The sequence below is a fragment of the Marinobacter sp. MMG032 genome, from assembly GCF_040112695.1.
GTDB classification, from domain to species: domain Bacteria; phylum Pseudomonadota; class Gammaproteobacteria; order Pseudomonadales; family Oleiphilaceae; genus Marinobacter; species Marinobacter salsuginis.
The window spans coordinates 2,705,351-2,719,278 of sequence record NZ_CP157802.1 but is presented as its reverse complement, the minus strand read 5'-3'; the positions used below and the strand labels follow the sequence as shown (position 1 = coordinate 2,719,278).

Here is a 13,928-nt window from a genome sequence, read left to right as displayed (position 1 = left end):
CAGCAGCCGTGTGGCGTAACCCGTTGTCAGGCCGTATACTACGCCCCCTCAGGGATGCCAGTGCGCCTGCCAGCGGCGGGTGACCAGAAACCAATGCCGGACATGAATGCCGGCCGTATCCGCAGGGCATCCGGAACCGGCCCTTCGGATGACCACTGAGTGTGAGTGGCACCTATGACCGGAAAGAAAAAATCCGCCCAGGCTTCGGTAGAGGCCATGTATCGCGTATTCACGGTGCCTGAGGCGCCGGAATCGACGCTGAGCCGGATTGACCAGAACATCTCCAGCAATCTTGCAGGCTTTCTGCAGGAGCACATCGTAGCGGTTGAACGGGATCTCTCGGATGTGGAGAAAGACTTCTCCGATTACAGCATCCCCGAGAAGCCTGTCTTCGTGTCTGAACAGGCCCAGTTCCTGCTCGACAAACTGGTGGCCAACTCCGTTCACACTGCGTCGCCGGCCTTTATCGGGCACATGACCTCAGCGCTGCCGTACTTCATGCTGCCGCTGTCAAAGATCATGATTGCCCTGAACCAGAACCTGGTCAAAACCGAAACCTCCAAGGCCTTCACGCCCATGGAACGCCAGGTACTGGGCATGATCCACCGCCTGGTATACCAGGAAGACGGCGCCTTCTACCGCAAGTGGATGCACGACCCCCGTTACGCCCTGGGGGCCATGTGCTCCGGCGGCACGGTCGCAAACCTCACCGCCCTGTGGGTTGCCCGCAACCGGGCGTTCCCCGCGGAAGGCAGCTTCCGGGGTCTGCACCAGGAAGGCCTGTTCCGCGCGCTGAAATACTACGGCTACGAAGGCGCCGCCATCGTTGTCTCGCGCCGCGGCCATTATTCCCTTCGCAAAGCCGCCGACGTACTCGGCCTGGGCCGCGAGTCCCTGATACCGGTGGATACCGACGACGAAAACCGCATCAATACCGATGCCCTGCGGGACAAATGCCTGGAACTGCAGCGTCAGAAGATCAAAGTCATGGCCATCTGCGGCGTGGCCGGCACCACCGAAACCGGCAACGTCGACCCCCTGGATGCCATGGCCGACATCGCCCGGGAATTCGGCGCCCACTTCCACGTGGACGCCGCCTGGGGCGGGCCGACCCTGTTCTCCCGCACCTACAAACACCTGCTGCGCGGTATCGAGAAGGCAGACTCCGTCACTTTCGACGCCCACAAACAGCTCTACGTCCCCATGGGCGTTGGCTTGGTGGTATTCCGCGACCCGAGCCTCGCCAGTGCCGTTGAACACCACGCCCAGTACATCATCCGGAAAGGCTCCCGAGATCTCGGCAGCACCACCCTTGAGGGCTCGCGGCCGGGCATGTCCATGCTGATCCACTCCGGCCTGAAAATCCTGGCCCGGGAAGGCTACGAGATCCTGATCGACCAGGGCATCGACAAAGCCAAGACCTTCGCGGACATGATCGAAGCCGAATCGGATTTCGAACTGGTCACCAGGCCCGAACTGAACATCCTGACCTACCGCTACTGCCCGGAAAACGTCCAGGAAGCCTTGGCCATTGCCGACCCCCTACAGGCGGAAAAGCTCAACACCTGCCTGAACCGGATCACCAAGTTCATTCAGAAAACCCAGCGGGAACGGGGCAAGGCATTCGTGTCACGGACGCGCCTGGAACCGGCCCGTTACTTCAACTTCCCGTGCATCGTGTTCCGGGTGGTACTGGCCAACCCGCTGACCACCAAAGAAATCCTGGCGGACATCCTTTCGGAACAGAGAGAGTTGTCCCGGGATGAGGGTATCGAGGATGAGATCAGCATCCTGCACCAGATGGCGGATGCGGTATTGAAGCAGGCAACGCCAAACGCCAAACAGGCTTGAGTACGGCGGGAAACACTGGAGCCTGAAGAGGCGGCTGGGGGGACGTTTCAAAAACTGTGCGGAGCCAGGGATGGCGGAGCCAAGCGTACAGGGACGTATTCACAGCGTGTTTTTGAAACGTCCCGCCAGCCGACTCCTCCCCGAGCTTTCAGGCCAAGAGCCTGGATTAGATCAGTAAAGCGCCTCTTCATCATCCAGCACATCGTGGATGATATCCAGGAACATCTTGTCCGCTTCACTCCAGTTCTCCGGAATCCGGATGTTGGTGCTGGCACTGATCTCCTGCGCAATCAGCTCCTCGGCATTCGGCTGACCGCGATGCTTGCGAGCGATTTCCATGGATTTTACGGCAATAGTCGGATCGCTCAGAACCTTCTTGATAAAGGTCCTCAGCTCATCAATCATCTTCGCCTGACGGCTCTCAACGGATGAACTCATACTTCACTCCATGGACAAATAGGCTTGCGGGGTGAAACACCCCTTTTTAAAGATAGTATGACCAAACTCGGTTTATACAACCAGCCCGGTCAGATCAACAAGCCCCGGAGCGTAAAGAACAGCGTCGCCGCCATGATGGCAGATGCAGGCACCGTAATGATCCAGGCTGCAGCAATTCGCACAAGGTGCGAACGCTTGACCATCTCTTCGCGGTAAATCTTCTTCAGGCGCTTGCGCTCCGACTTGGACAGGGGTACCTGCTTTTTCTTCTTCGCCTGTTTCAGCAGATTCTCCATCTCCTCCACCGAGGCATTGCGGAAATCATCCAGGAAAGGCTTGAGACGCTCCTGCTCTGCCGGATCATGGTGCTCCATGATCTTGTGCAACTGGGTTGCATAGTTGGACTTCAGGTACTCGCGAAGGAAGCCAACGCCGAACACGCCACCGATTGCGATATGGGTGGAGCTGACCGGCAGGCCCAACTGGGACGCAAGAATCACCGTGAGTGCTGCCGACAGGGCAATACAGAAGGCCCGGGTCTTATCCAATTCGGTGATCTCACTGCCAACAGTCTTGATCAGTCGCGGCCCAAACAGCATCAGGCCAACGGCCAGACCCAGGGCGCCTACCATCATCACCCACATCGGGATACTGGCGGAAGTCACCACAGAATTCGCGGACAGGGCATCGTTGATCGCCGCCAGCGGACCAATGGCATTGGCAACGTCGTTGGCGCCATGGGCAAAACTCAGCAATGCCGCAGCAAAAATCAAAGGCCAAGTGAAGAGGGTATTCACGCCTGCTGAACTGTTCTCCATGGTCGATGCCATGCGCCCCACCAGGGTACGCATGATGAAAAAGACCACGGCAGCCGCGGCAAGGCCGATGAGCGTAGCCTCAAGAAAATCGACTTTCACGATCTTCTTGACGCCCTTGATCATCAGATAGGTGCCAAAAGCCCACGCCATAATTGCGACCAGCCAGGGCACGAACGTGCGGGCAGCCGGAATGACTTCCTTGCGATAAAGCACGGTCTTCTTGATCGCGAACAGGAAGAGGGCCGCCAGCGCACCACCAAGAACCGGGGAAATCACCCAGCTGGCGGCAATCTTGCCCATCACCGCCCAATCAGCAATGCCCCAGCCGCCAGCAGCGATACCAGCACCCAGAACGCCACCAACAATGGAATGGGTTGTAGACACGGGCGCGCCCATCCAGGTAGCCAGATTCAGCCATAGGGCGCCAGCCAGGAGGGCGGCGGTCATTAGCCAAACGAACGCTCTGCTCTCTTCCAGATTGGAAGGATCAATGATGCCGCCCTTGATGGTGGACACCACGTCACCGCCGGCGATAATCGCACCACCGGCTTCAAAAATTGCGGCGATAACGACAGCCGCGCCCAGGGACAAGGCCCCGGAGCCCACGGCAGGGCCCACGTTATTGGCAACGTCATTGGCGCCGATATTGATAGCCATGTATCCACCAATGACCGCAGCGGCCATCAGCAGCATACTGCTGGGCATTCCCTGACTGAATGATCCGACAGTCAACCATACGCCAAGTAAAAAAAGCAGGCTGATGCCGACCCTGTATCGTTCCGTGGTAGGGCTGGTAAGAAGGGTATCCAGGTATCCGCTCGAACGGGCCATAACAGATCAGGTCTCGTTTAGTCTGTGAGGATTGGGGGCGACCTCAGTCGCGCGGCAACTATAAAATTTTTGACATGAAAATGAAATAAAACGGTCACAATTCGCACAGACTAAACACATCACAGACTGGAGTGCAAAAACCCATTAAATTGACTCATAATTTCAAAAATAAGCGTCAAAATTACAAAAACAGCAAAATAAGGTCCCCATGCCCCATTCACCCTCCTCCGGACAGCTGGCTGCCGGCGAGCGGGAAGACGGCCAGGTTTCGCGACTGCTTACCTGGCTCTCGGCAACCGCTATCGTTTTTCTTATTGGCATCGGAACCAAGGCCTGGTTTGCCGGGCACTTGACCCATGCCTGGGTGCTCTGGTCATTCATCGGCCTGATCGCGCTGAATATGCTGTACTTCGCCAGCACCGGAAACCGTGCGCGCCAGAAAGCCGGGATGATCGTGATTGTGGGGCTGCTGTTCACCTACCTGATCGCCTCCGGCGGTGAGAGCAACACCGGGCCACTCTGGTTTTATGTCTTCCCCCCTCTGCTGTTTTATCTGACCGATCTCAAAACCGGCACGGCCGTTCTGCTGTTCTGTTACCTGATTGCCGTCGTGGTCTTCCAGTTTCCGGGGTTGCCCCTGGTCTCCGCGGAATACAGTATGGATTTCAAGATCCGTTTTTTTGCAGCCCTGACCTTCGAATCGATTTTCTGTTTCGTCCTTGAGGCCAGCCGACTGAAAGCACGTAACGAACTTCTGATCCTTGCCGAAACCCACGAGCACGCCGCCCGCACCGATGAGCTCACCGGGCTGGCCAATCGCCGTGAAATGCAGAACCGCCTCAACATGGAGTTTTCCCGTTACCAGCGTTCCGGCCACCATTTTTCCATTGCCCTGATCGATCTGGACCTTTTCAAACAGATCAACGACCGATTCGGACACGACGCTGGCGACCATGTCCTGCGGGAGTTCGCCGCATTGATGCGAACCGTGATTCGCCAGGCGGATGTCGCGGCCCGATGGGGAGGTGAAGAGTTTCTGGTCTTGTTGCCGGACACTTCCCTGCTCCAGGCCCTCACGCTGGCTGAGCGATTACGGTCCCAGGTTGCCCGCCATCCGTTCCGGTTCAGTGATCAGGCCTTGCCGGTGACCATCAGTGCCGGTGTCTGCTCCATTGCCAAGGCCCGCTCCCTCGACGATCTGCTCAAGCAGGCCGACCTGAACCTCTATAACGCCAAGGAAGCCGGGCGCAACCAGATAGCACCGCGGGTTCGAAGCCAGGAAAGCGGGACCTCCGCCAGTCTCTCGCCTTGAGGCAGCAAATTACTACCGCTATGATCGTGCGCCACTGAACAACCGTAACGTCATTTCCATGGCAGCGAACAGGTAACCTATGACATCACTCAGAATCCTGGTAGGCAGCGTCTACGGTGGCGCACTCCTGACGGCCAGAACCATCAAAAAGGAGCTGGAAAAAGAGGGGCACCACGTGACCGTGCTGGAAAATCCGGCGCTGGATGACATCACCTCGAACGATGATCCACTTCTGGTGTGCACCTCCACAACCGGGCAGGGCGAACTGCCGGCGAACCTGTTGCCCTTCTACCTGGACCTTCGGGATCAACTGCCCCAGCAGCCAGGCCGGCCGTTTGGCATTATCGTGCTGGGCGACAGCTCTTACGGTGATACCTTCTGTGGCGCCGGCGACCTGATTGAGGAAGCTCTGTACGAGACTGCCGCCCGCAAGGTTGGAGACACGCTTCGGATTGATGCACTCGAAACCATGGAACCGGAAACCGAAGCACTGCCCTGGGTCCGGTCATGGCTGGAGCAGGTATGAGCCACAGCTACAAAAATTTGCCAAACAGGACCCGCCGGTGACTTGAGCCGCCAAAGGCGACACGCCATACTCGTCTGGACAACGACAATTAAACGGTACGACGTGGCATCCATTTACTGGCTTCGTTTACTGATAACGCTTCTGCTGTTATCGGGTCTGGCCGCCCCATCCCTCGGGGCTGAGGTTTCCTATGTTCCGCAGATCGAGTATCTGCGCACCGCCACCGATAACAAGCTCACAGCCAGTGAAGCCCTGGCTTCCGACGACTGGCAAACGCTCGAGGAAGAAAGCCCGAATTTTGGCTATATCCAGGACATCGTCTGGCTCCGGTTTCCGGTGGGCCACCCTGCGACGATCAATCTGCTGGAAGTTCGTTACTCACAACTGGACGAGCTGACCTTTTTCCTGCTTGAGAACGATCGGATCGCACAGCGCGTGGAAACCGGCGATCACGTTCCCTTTGACCAGCGCCCGATACTGCACCGTCATTTCCTGTTCCCTTTTGAACAGAGCATTGCCAGCGAGTATGAGATATTGCTTGAGGTGCGCACAGACGGTGCCATGCAGATTCCGGTGCGACTCTGGAACGCCCAGGCGTTTTTCGAGCACTCATCCACGGAAGACCAGATGCATGCGGTCTATTACGGCATCCTGATCACCGTCATTTTCTTCAATCTGTTTATTTTTGCCGCTCTACGAGAGCCGGTATACCTTCTCTACGTTCTTTCAACACTGGGCTACCTCCTGCTGATTGGCAGCCTGAACGGGACTACCTTTCAGTTTCTCTGGCCCCACAGCCCCGCCCTACAGAATCAGATCATGTTGCTGGCGGTGCCCTTCTCTCTGCTGTTCACGCTCATTTTTTCCCGTTCGTTCCTGAAGCTTGAAGCCACCGGCCCCGTTCTGAACCGGCTCGTAGTGTTCATGGTTTCCGTGAATGCAGTAGTTGGGCTTATGACATTCTTCCTGGACTACAGCACCGGCAGTCGCCTGACCGTAGCCCTGGCAATACCCAGTTGTCTGCTGCTCACTGTGCTGGGGCCGGTGCAATGGTGGAAGGGCAACCCGCAGGCCGGCTATTACACCGTGGCCTGGGCCGCATTGACTCTGGGCAGCGCGATTACGGCGGCTAACAAATACGGTTTGCTGCCCAACAATTTTGTGACCACTTACGGTATGCAGATCGGATCGGCACTGGAAGCCATTCTGCTAACCCTGGCCCTGGCGGCACGGCTTTATCAGGAACGGCAGGACAAGGTCGAGGCGCGGGAAGCGGAACTGAAGGCTCTGGCGGCACGTCGGTCAGCAGAGCTGAAGCTGATGGATCATGCATTGCACAACCCCCTCACAGGCCTTCCCAACCGGGGCAGTCTGGAGATGATGCTGAATGATCTGATGATTCGCAGCCCGGAGCGACGCTATGGCATTGCGGTCATCCACCTGAACAACTTGCAGTCGGTTACCAAAACCCTGGGGCATCGCAACAGTGACCGGATTCTGGAACTGGCATCCAAGCATTACAATGCCGTGGCGCGGGAGCTTCCGGGCACCCTGCCGGTGGAACAGAGTGACCAGCGCAATTTTTACCTGGCATCACTGGATCCTCAGACCTTTGCGTTCATTGTCGACGCCGATGCCACAGGCGCCGTGCCCAGGGCCATTCTCAAGGCTCTGGAAGGCATACGCTACCCGATAGACTATCTGGGCATGCAGATTCCCCTGGACCCAAGGCTTGGGGTGGCCATCTTTCCTGAACACGGCACGGATGCCAACACCCTGATACGCCGTGCCGTCATCGCCGAAGGCTCGGATTCCGCGTTAGAGCGCGGTATTGCCTATTACAAGTCCAAAAAAGACTCTTACAGTGCCGACCGGCTGACCATGGTGTCGGAGCTGCGACACGCCCTGAACACCAACGAGCTTGTCCTGTTCATGCAGCCCAAGCAGAGCCTGAAGACAGGTCGGATTGTCGGAGTTGAAGTTCTGATTCGCTGGCCTGGCCGGGCGAAACCGATCCGCGCCGATGAGATAATTACCCTTGCGGAACAGACGGGCCTGATCAAACCGCTGACCCGGTGGGTACTCGAGCAATCACTGGAGCTGCGTTCACGGTTGCTGGATCGTGGCTGGCCTATGAACATATCCATCAACATCTCGCCCAACAACCTGCGAGAACCGGACTTTCCCATTTTCGTTCAACGTTTGATGAACAGCTATCACAGCCATCAGGGCGCCATTATTTTCGAGGTAACCGAAACCTCCATGATGCAGGACCCGGGCAACTCCCTGAAAGCCCTCAACTCTCTGAGCGCCACGGGTATCCCGGTATCAATCGATGATTTCGGCTCCGGGTATTCCTCCCTGTCCTATATCAAGCAGTTGCCCGCAAGCGAGATCAAGATCGATCGCTCACTGGTTACCGAGCTCACCACCGAGGCGGAAGACCGTGTGATTGTCCAGACCACCATCGAAATGTGCCACAGCCTGGGCTACCAGGTGGTGGCAGAAGGCGTGGAGGATGACGTCACAGCCAATCTGCTCCGGGACATGGGCTGCGACATGATCCAGGGCTACCTGCTGACGCCGCCGCTGCCGTTTGATGAACTGTTGGAGTGGCTGGAGCGCAGTCAACAACAGCCCGAGCGGCGCAAGCTGGGGTGACTGGCTAGGACCTCTGCCGGATCAGTGCTTCCTGGGTGGTGGATGCCACCAGCACCCCCTCCTGATTGAAGAAATTACCGCGATTGAAACCCCGCCCGGCCGACGCGCTGGGGCTGTCCTTGTCGTACAGCAGCCATTCGTCCATGCGGAAATCCCGGTGGAACCAGATGGCGTGATCCAGGCTGGCCACCTGCAGTCCCTTACTCATGAAGGTCAGGCCGTGTGGGTTCAGTGAAGTGCCGAGAAACTGGAAATCCGATGCATAGGTCAGCAGGCAGCGGTGCAGCACGGGATCGTCGGGAAGATACCCCTGTGCGCGGAACCAGCTCTGTTTATGGGGCGGGCGCTTCTCCGGCTTCAGGGGGTTGACCGGGTTCACCGGCCGAATCTCGATCGGGCGGTCGCGGGTCAGGATCGGCCGCATTTTTTCCGGCACCTGGGGGGCCAGCAGTTCGCCCCACTCCTGTTCCGAGCGCAGTGTTTCCGGGTCCGGCGCATCCGGCATGGTCAGCTGATGCTCGAAACCCTCCTCGGCCACCTGAAAGGACATCGACCCGGTCAGGATTTCCTTGCCATCCTGACGGGCAATCACCCGACGTACCGAGAAACTGCCACCATCGCGGACGCGCTGGACCTCGTAGTCGATGGGCATGCTCTGGTTACCAGGGCGCAGAAAATAGGCATGGAGGGAGTGACACAGGCGACCTTCGACCGTCCGGCTGGCCGCCATCAACGCCTGGCCAAGCACCTGGCCGCCAAACACGTTGGGAAAGCCCAGATCCTCACTGTCACCCTGGAAATGATCGTCACCGATGGGCGAGAGATCCAGCAACTCCACCAGTCTCTTGGTTACCTCAAGCATGCCTGCTCCTGTGATTTCGTTAGCACACGAAGGAGTTTTCTACCGCAAGCGGCGAAATTTCGCAACGGAAAGCCGTGATCGGTCATTATAAAACAGCCCCGTGGGAGCGGGGCTGTCGCATGGAACGGGAGAGTCAGCCGTGTATCGGTGGCACTTCCTTCGAGAGGGCCTGCTTTTCCATGGCAAAGCTGCCGGTCACCGCAAATCCAAGGACATCGCCACCGGGGCTCTTGAACAGTGCCTTGACGCTGGTGCCATCCTGCTCCACCTCCCAGCTGCCCTCGGCCTCCGAGGGTGGCGGGCAAACCGCCGTGGGACAACAGGGGGTTTTGATCATCACCGGCATGGTGCCGTAGCTCACTTCAGTGCGCTCACCCAGCAGCGTTTTGGCAAGCGCCCGGGAACAGGCCATCAGCGGCAACACATACAGCAGGACGTGTCCGTCCACTTCGGCGCAGTCACCGAGTGCGTAGACATCCGGTGCCGAGGTCTCCAGAGCGCGATTAACGACGATGCCACGGGACGTCTCGAGCCCGGCAGCCCGGGCCAGATCGGTCCTGGGACGCAGGCCGACGGCGGACAGTACCAGATCTGCCTCGAGAACTTCGCCATTGGCCAGGGTAAGACTGACACCATTACCCTGGCGGTCCACCCGTTCAACCACGGTACCCAGGTGAAAGCCAACCCCCAGATTCTCCAGCTCCTGCTGGACAGCGCTGGCCGCAGCCTCCGGTAGCAATCCGGGCATCACCTCCTCGGAGGGTGCAATTACCTCAACGTCATAACCGCCGTTGCGAAGGTCGTTGGCAAACTCACAACCGATCAGACCGGCCCCCATGATCGCCACCCGCTTACCCTCGCCCAGGGCTTCCCGGAAGGCGCGATAATCCATCAGGTCATTGATAGAGAACACATGCTCCTGAGCATCCCCGTCGAGGCTAAGCCGGATTACATCGGCACCCCAGGCGAGGACCAGCTTGCGGTAGGCAAGGCGTTCATCACCGAGAATCAGTTCGTGGGCGTCGGTATCAATGCCGGTAACCGTGGCAAAGGTGCGGATCCGGACGTTCAACTGCTCTGCCATGGCGTCGGTCGCGCCCTGGGCCAGCCCGTCAGCATCCTTCCCCTTGGTAAAGCCGGTGGACAACATGGGCTTTGAATAACTCACGCCATCGTCGGCGGTCACCATCAGAACCGGTGACTCCTTGTCCTGCTTGCGGATTTCCCGTGCCAGCGAATAGCCGGACAACCCGGTACCAACGATGATGATGGGGGCCTGTTCAGTCATAACCGCATTCCTGTATTTAACGAACCCTGGCAGATTTCACCTGCCGCGCGCCGGTCAAGATCAGCTGATCTCGATCATCTCGAAGTCTTCCTTACCGACACCGCAATCGGGACAGACCCAGTCTTCCGGTACATCTTCCCACTTGGTACCAGGCTCAATGCCGTCCTCGGGCCAGCCCTCGGCCTCATCGTAAATCAGGCCACAAACCACGCACTGCCACTTCTTCATAGGTTTTCTCCAAAAAATCAGTCGGGCGCAATAATAATTGTCGGACAATCATGCACGCAAGTGTTTAGTTCGCATAACAGATACGAACAACTGTCGAATCAGGCCATCATACCCATCGCTCCGGAATTGACCAATGCCAATACCGACGGCCCCGCCGGGGGTTTTCTGCCAATAGCCACAATTACAGATCTGACAACAGAAGCCGCCCCTCCCTTCTGCCGCCCCTCTCCGGTATAATCGCCGGTTTTACGACAGGACCGACCGATATGACCGATACCGTCGCCGAAATGAACCAGGTAATGGCCGAGGCCGACTGCCTGGTCGATGAACAGCAGGTACAGACTGCAATCGGCAACCTGGCCGACGATATTACCGCCCGCCTGAAAGACAGCAACCCCCTGCTATTCTGTGTGATGAATGGCGGACTTATCCTTACCGGACAACTGCTTCCCAGACTCCGGTTTCCGGTCCAGGCCGAATACCTGCACGCCACCCGTTATCGTCAGGAAACCACAGGCGGCATCCTTGAGTGGAAGTTACAGCCCGAGGCCGACATGAACGGCCGTACCATCCTGATTGTCGATGACATTCTTGATGAGGGCACCACCCTGTGCGCCATCGCCGACTACTGCCGCGCCCACGGCGCCCGTGAAGTACTCACGGCGGTTCTTGTCGACAAGCAACACGACCGCAAAGCCCGCCCGGATCTGAAAGCCGATTTCACCGGCCTGGAAGTGGAAGACCGCTTCCTGTTCGGCTACGGCATGGACTACAAGGGCTACTGGCGTAACGCGCCCGGCATCTATGCTGTCAAGGGACTCTGACATCGACAGCCGCCTGACCATACCTCCGACGGACTGGTACCAATCGCTGACGGCTGCCGGCCTCCGAAACCCGAAAGTTCATGGGCCCGCCCGGTACTGGCTGCAGGTGGAGGGCTCATTTACCCGGGCCCTGCAAAAACAATGCAGCCGCTCCTTTCACGTTGAGGTCCGCCGCGAGGGTTTTGCAACGCCCACACAGGAAGAGGCCCGACATCTTGGCATTCCACACCGGCAGTTCGCGTGGATACGGGAAGTCAGCCTGTGTGGTGATAACCAGCCCTGGGTTTTGGCCAGAACGGTCATTCCCCTGAACTGCCTGGAAGGTGAGGGCCGACGACTGCTGCACCTGGGAAACCGGCCGTTGGGCGCCTACCTGTTCACAAGCCCCCATTGGCAACGGGGACCACTGGAAACCGGGCTCTGCAACCCGGCACTGCCCGGCCAGCCGGAACTGGCCCGTCGCTCCCTGTTCAGCGGCCACAACAGCTCCCTGCTGGTTGGTGAATACCTGCTGCCAGCCCTGTTTCAGCGGAGCACGCTTTAACCTGCCTCCTGCGACTGGCTATAATCGCTGTTCTCATTCAATTCCCAGAACACCAGACGGACGCCCGCCATGCTGCCTGATGTTGTGCCAGAACCTATCCAGCGCCGGTTGGCCGATTATGCCAGCCTGCTGAGAATCGACCGCCCGATCGGCACCCTGCTCCTGCTGTGGCCAACCTACTGGGCGCTCTGGCTGGCCGGTGATGGTAGCCCTGGGCTTGGCAACGTTATTGTGTTCACCCTGGGCGTCTTCTTCATGCGTGCGGCCGGCTGCGCCATCAACGATTTCGCCGACCGGGACTGGGACAAGCACGTCAAACGCACCAAGGATCGCCCCCTGACCGCCGGCCGGGTCAAACCCTGGGAAGCGGTAGCGCTGTTCGCCGGCTTGTGCCTGGTTTCCTTCCTGATGGTGGTTCTGTTCACCAACCCGCTGACTCTGTATCTCTCCTTCGGCGGTGCGCTGCTGGCGTTTATCTACCCGTTCATGAAGCGCTACACCCATTTACCCCAGCTATTCCTCGGCGCAGCTTTTTCCTGGGCCATTCCCATGGCCTGGGCGGCGGAAGCGGGGGAGCTGAGCCAGCTCACCTGGCTCCTGTTCACGGCCAACGTGCTCTGGACCGTTGCCTACGACACCCTGTATGCCATGGTGGACCGGGACGACGACCTGAAAGTGGGCATCAAATCCACGGCCATCCTGTTTGGCGATGCCGATAAAGCGATCATTGCCATGCTGCAGGGCATGGTGGTGCTGATACTGATCATGGTAGGCCACCGCGCTGAACTGGGCACTTTCTATTACCTGGGTGTTGTGGCCATGGCCTGCCTGTTCGTGTACCACCAGTACCTGGCGCGGGAACGGGAACGTGAGGGCTGTTTCAAGGCGTTTCTCAATAATAACTGGGCCGGCTTTGCGGTTTTTGTGGGCCTGGTGATTGATCTCATGGTCAACTGAACCTGTCATATACTTGTAACACTTGAGCGTTGTAATGAGGCAGCAACAAATCAAGGTCTGACACAGGTTAACGCCCATGAATGGAAAAACTGTCCTGATCGTCGATGACGAGGCACCGATTCGCGAGATGATCGCCGTGGCCCTCGAAATGGCAGATTATGACTATCTGGAGGCAGAGGATGCCCGGGAAGCCCATGCCCTGATTGTCGACAAACAACCGGATCTCGTGCTCCTCGACTGGATGCTACCCGGCACCAGTGGCGTGGAACTGGCACGTCGCCTGAAGAAAGAGGAAGCGACGGCCGATATTCCCATTATCATGCTCACCGCCAAGGTTGAGGAAGACAACAAGATCCAGGGTCTGGAGGTGGGTGCCGACGATTACATCACCAAACCCTTCAGCCCCCGGGAACTGGTTGCCCGTCTGAAAGCGGTCCTGCGTCGTGCAACGCCACCGGGCGTAGACAGCCCGATTGAAGTGGAGGGCCTGACCCTGGACCCGGTCGGTCATCGCGTCACCACCCAGGAGGGTGCCCTTACCATGGGCCCCACCGAATACAGACTGCTACAGTTCTTCATGACCCACCAGGAACGGGTATATACTCGCTCCCAGCTACTGGACCAGGTCTGGGGTGGCAACGTCTACGTTGAGGAACGGACAGTCGATGTTCACATCCGCCGGCTCCGCAAGGCGCTTGGCGACAAGTACGACCACCTGATCCAGACGGTACGGGGAACCGGCTATCGTTTCTCGACCAGAGCCGCGTAAGTAACTCCGGCCAGCTGAG

Annotated in this window: 13 protein-coding genes; 8 read left to right on the top strand and 5 right to left on the bottom strand. The window is 58.3% G+C overall.

The features are described 5' to 3' along the window. Positions 1–174 precede the first annotated feature (174 nt). Complete coding sequence (panP, locus tag ABNF92_RS12405) at positions 175–1,851, top strand: pyridoxal-dependent aspartate 1-decarboxylase PanP (RefSeq protein ID WP_069182142.1); 1,677 nt, start codon at positions 175–177, stop codon at positions 1,849–1,851. Between the two features lie 171 nt (positions 1,852–2,022). Here panP and ABNF92_RS12400 read toward each other — a convergent pair whose 3' ends face one another. Together ABNF92_RS12400 and ABNF92_RS12395 are read right to left on the bottom strand one after the other, a co-directional pair. After that, entirely contained in the window at positions 2,023–2,289 is a 267-nt protein-coding gene (locus ABNF92_RS12400) for a hypothetical protein (RefSeq protein ID WP_069182143.1), read from the bottom strand. Positions 2,290–2,378: 89 nt separating this feature from the next. Continuing rightward, positions 2,379–3,938, bottom strand: a complete 1,560-nt coding sequence (locus ABNF92_RS12395) for an inorganic phosphate transporter (RefSeq protein ID WP_349342304.1) — start codon at positions 3,936–3,938, stop codon at positions 2,379–2,381. Between the two features lie 208 nt (positions 3,939–4,146). On the opposite strand from ABNF92_RS12395, the gene ABNF92_RS12390 reads away from it, so the two are divergent. The 3 genes from ABNF92_RS12390 to ABNF92_RS12380 all read left to right on the top strand — a co-directional run bounded on the left by ABNF92_RS12390 (position 4,147) and on the right by ABNF92_RS12380 (position 8,437). Then, entirely contained in the window at positions 4,147–5,250 is a 1,104-nt protein-coding gene (locus ABNF92_RS12390) for a GGDEF domain-containing protein (protein WP_069182145.1), read from the top strand. A gap of 79 nt (positions 5,251–5,329) precedes the next feature. Next, entirely contained in the window at positions 5,330–5,776 is a 447-nt protein-coding gene (locus ABNF92_RS12385; protein ID WP_069182146.1) for a flavodoxin, read from the top strand. A gap of 102 nt (positions 5,777–5,878) precedes the next feature. Further along, on the top strand, positions 5,879–8,437 hold the full coding sequence (locus ABNF92_RS12380; RefSeq protein ID WP_222465526.1) for an EAL domain-containing protein: 2,559 nt from the start codon (positions 5,879–5,881) through the stop codon (positions 8,435–8,437). 4 nt (positions 8,438–8,441) lie between these two features. Here ABNF92_RS12380 and ABNF92_RS12375 read toward each other — a convergent pair whose 3' ends face one another. The 3 genes from ABNF92_RS12375 to ABNF92_RS12365 form a co-directional block, all read right to left on the bottom strand. Next, positions 8,442–9,299 (bottom strand): acyl-CoA thioesterase II, encoded by an 858-nt coding sequence (locus tag ABNF92_RS12375; RefSeq protein ID WP_349342303.1) that lies wholly within the window; start codon positions 9,297–9,299, stop codon positions 8,442–8,444. Between the two features lie 133 nt (positions 9,300–9,432). Beyond that, positions 9,433–10,587, bottom strand: coding sequence for an FAD-dependent oxidoreductase (locus tag ABNF92_RS12370; RefSeq protein WP_349342302.1), 1,155 nt, complete (start codon positions 10,585–10,587; stop codon positions 9,433–9,435). Positions 10,588–10,647: 60 nt separating this feature from the next. After that, a complete protein-coding gene (locus tag ABNF92_RS12365; RefSeq protein WP_048496576.1) occupies positions 10,648–10,815 on the bottom strand; it encodes a rubredoxin in 168 nt (55 codons plus the stop codon). Positions 10,816–11,081: 266 nt separating this feature from the next. Here ABNF92_RS12365 and ABNF92_RS12360 point away from each other — a divergent pair, with 266 nt between their 5' ends. The 4 genes from ABNF92_RS12360 to phoB all read left to right on the top strand — a co-directional run bounded on the left by ABNF92_RS12360 (position 11,082) and on the right by phoB (position 13,909). After that, entirely contained in the window at positions 11,082–11,639 is a 558-nt protein-coding gene (locus tag ABNF92_RS12360; RefSeq protein ID WP_069182150.1) for a hypoxanthine-guanine phosphoribosyltransferase, read from the top strand. Next, positions 11,620–12,183 carry a chorismate lyase gene (locus ABNF92_RS12355; protein WP_209399701.1) on the top strand — a complete coding sequence of 188 codons (564 nt, stop codon included), beginning with the start codon at positions 11,620–11,622 and terminating at the stop codon, positions 12,181–12,183. The genes ABNF92_RS12360 and ABNF92_RS12355 overlap by 20 nt, the downstream gene beginning before the upstream one ends. 69 nt (positions 12,184–12,252) lie before the next feature. Next, positions 12,253–13,140: a 4-hydroxybenzoate octaprenyltransferase gene (gene ubiA / locus ABNF92_RS12350; protein ID WP_136629879.1), complete on the top strand. Its 888-nt coding sequence runs from the start codon at positions 12,253–12,255 to the stop codon at positions 13,138–13,140. Between the two features lie 76 nt (positions 13,141–13,216). Beyond that, positions 13,217–13,909: a phosphate regulon transcriptional regulator PhoB gene (gene phoB / locus ABNF92_RS12345; RefSeq protein WP_069182153.1), complete on the top strand. Its 693-nt coding sequence runs from the start codon at positions 13,217–13,219 to the stop codon at positions 13,907–13,909. Positions 13,910–13,928: the final 19 nt, after the last annotated feature.

Excerpts from the sequence above, each read along its gene's own strand:
- panP (WP_069182142.1), top strand. The coding sequence starts at position 175 with ATGACCGGAAAGAAAAAATCCGCCCAGGCTTCGGTAGAGGCCATGTAT.
- ABNF92_RS12400 (WP_069182143.1), bottom strand. The coding sequence starts at position 2,289 with ATGAGTTCATCCGTTGAGAGCCGTCAGGCGAAGATGATTGATGAGCTG.
- ABNF92_RS12395 (WP_349342304.1), bottom strand. The coding sequence starts at position 3,938 with ATGGCCCGTTCGAGCGGATACCTGGATACCCTTCTTACCAGCCCTACC.
- ABNF92_RS12390 (WP_069182145.1), top strand. The coding sequence starts at position 4,147 with ATGCCCCATTCACCCTCCTCCGGACAGCTGGCTGCCGGCGAGCGGGAA.
- ABNF92_RS12385 (WP_069182146.1), top strand. The coding sequence starts at position 5,330 with ATGACATCACTCAGAATCCTGGTAGGCAGCGTCTACGGTGGCGCACTC.
- ABNF92_RS12375 (WP_349342303.1), bottom strand. The coding sequence starts at position 9,299 with ATGCTTGAGGTAACCAAGAGACTGGTGGAGTTGCTGGATCTCTCGCCC.
- ABNF92_RS12370 (WP_349342302.1), bottom strand. The coding sequence starts at position 10,587 with ATGACTGAACAGGCCCCCATCATCATCGTTGGTACCGGGTTGTCCGGC.
- ABNF92_RS12365 (WP_048496576.1), bottom strand. The coding sequence starts at position 10,815 with ATGAAGAAGTGGCAGTGCGTGGTTTGTGGCCTGATTTACGATGAGGCC.
- ABNF92_RS12360 (WP_069182150.1), top strand. The coding sequence starts at position 11,082 with ATGACCGATACCGTCGCCGAAATGAACCAGGTAATGGCCGAGGCCGAC.
- ABNF92_RS12355 (WP_209399701.1), top strand. The coding sequence starts at position 11,620 with ATGCTGTCAAGGGACTCTGACATCGACAGCCGCCTGACCATACCTCCG.
- ubiA (WP_136629879.1), top strand. The coding sequence starts at position 12,253 with ATGCTGCCTGATGTTGTGCCAGAACCTATCCAGCGCCGGTTGGCCGAT.
- phoB (WP_069182153.1), top strand. The coding sequence starts at position 13,217 with ATGAATGGAAAAACTGTCCTGATCGTCGATGACGAGGCACCGATTCGC.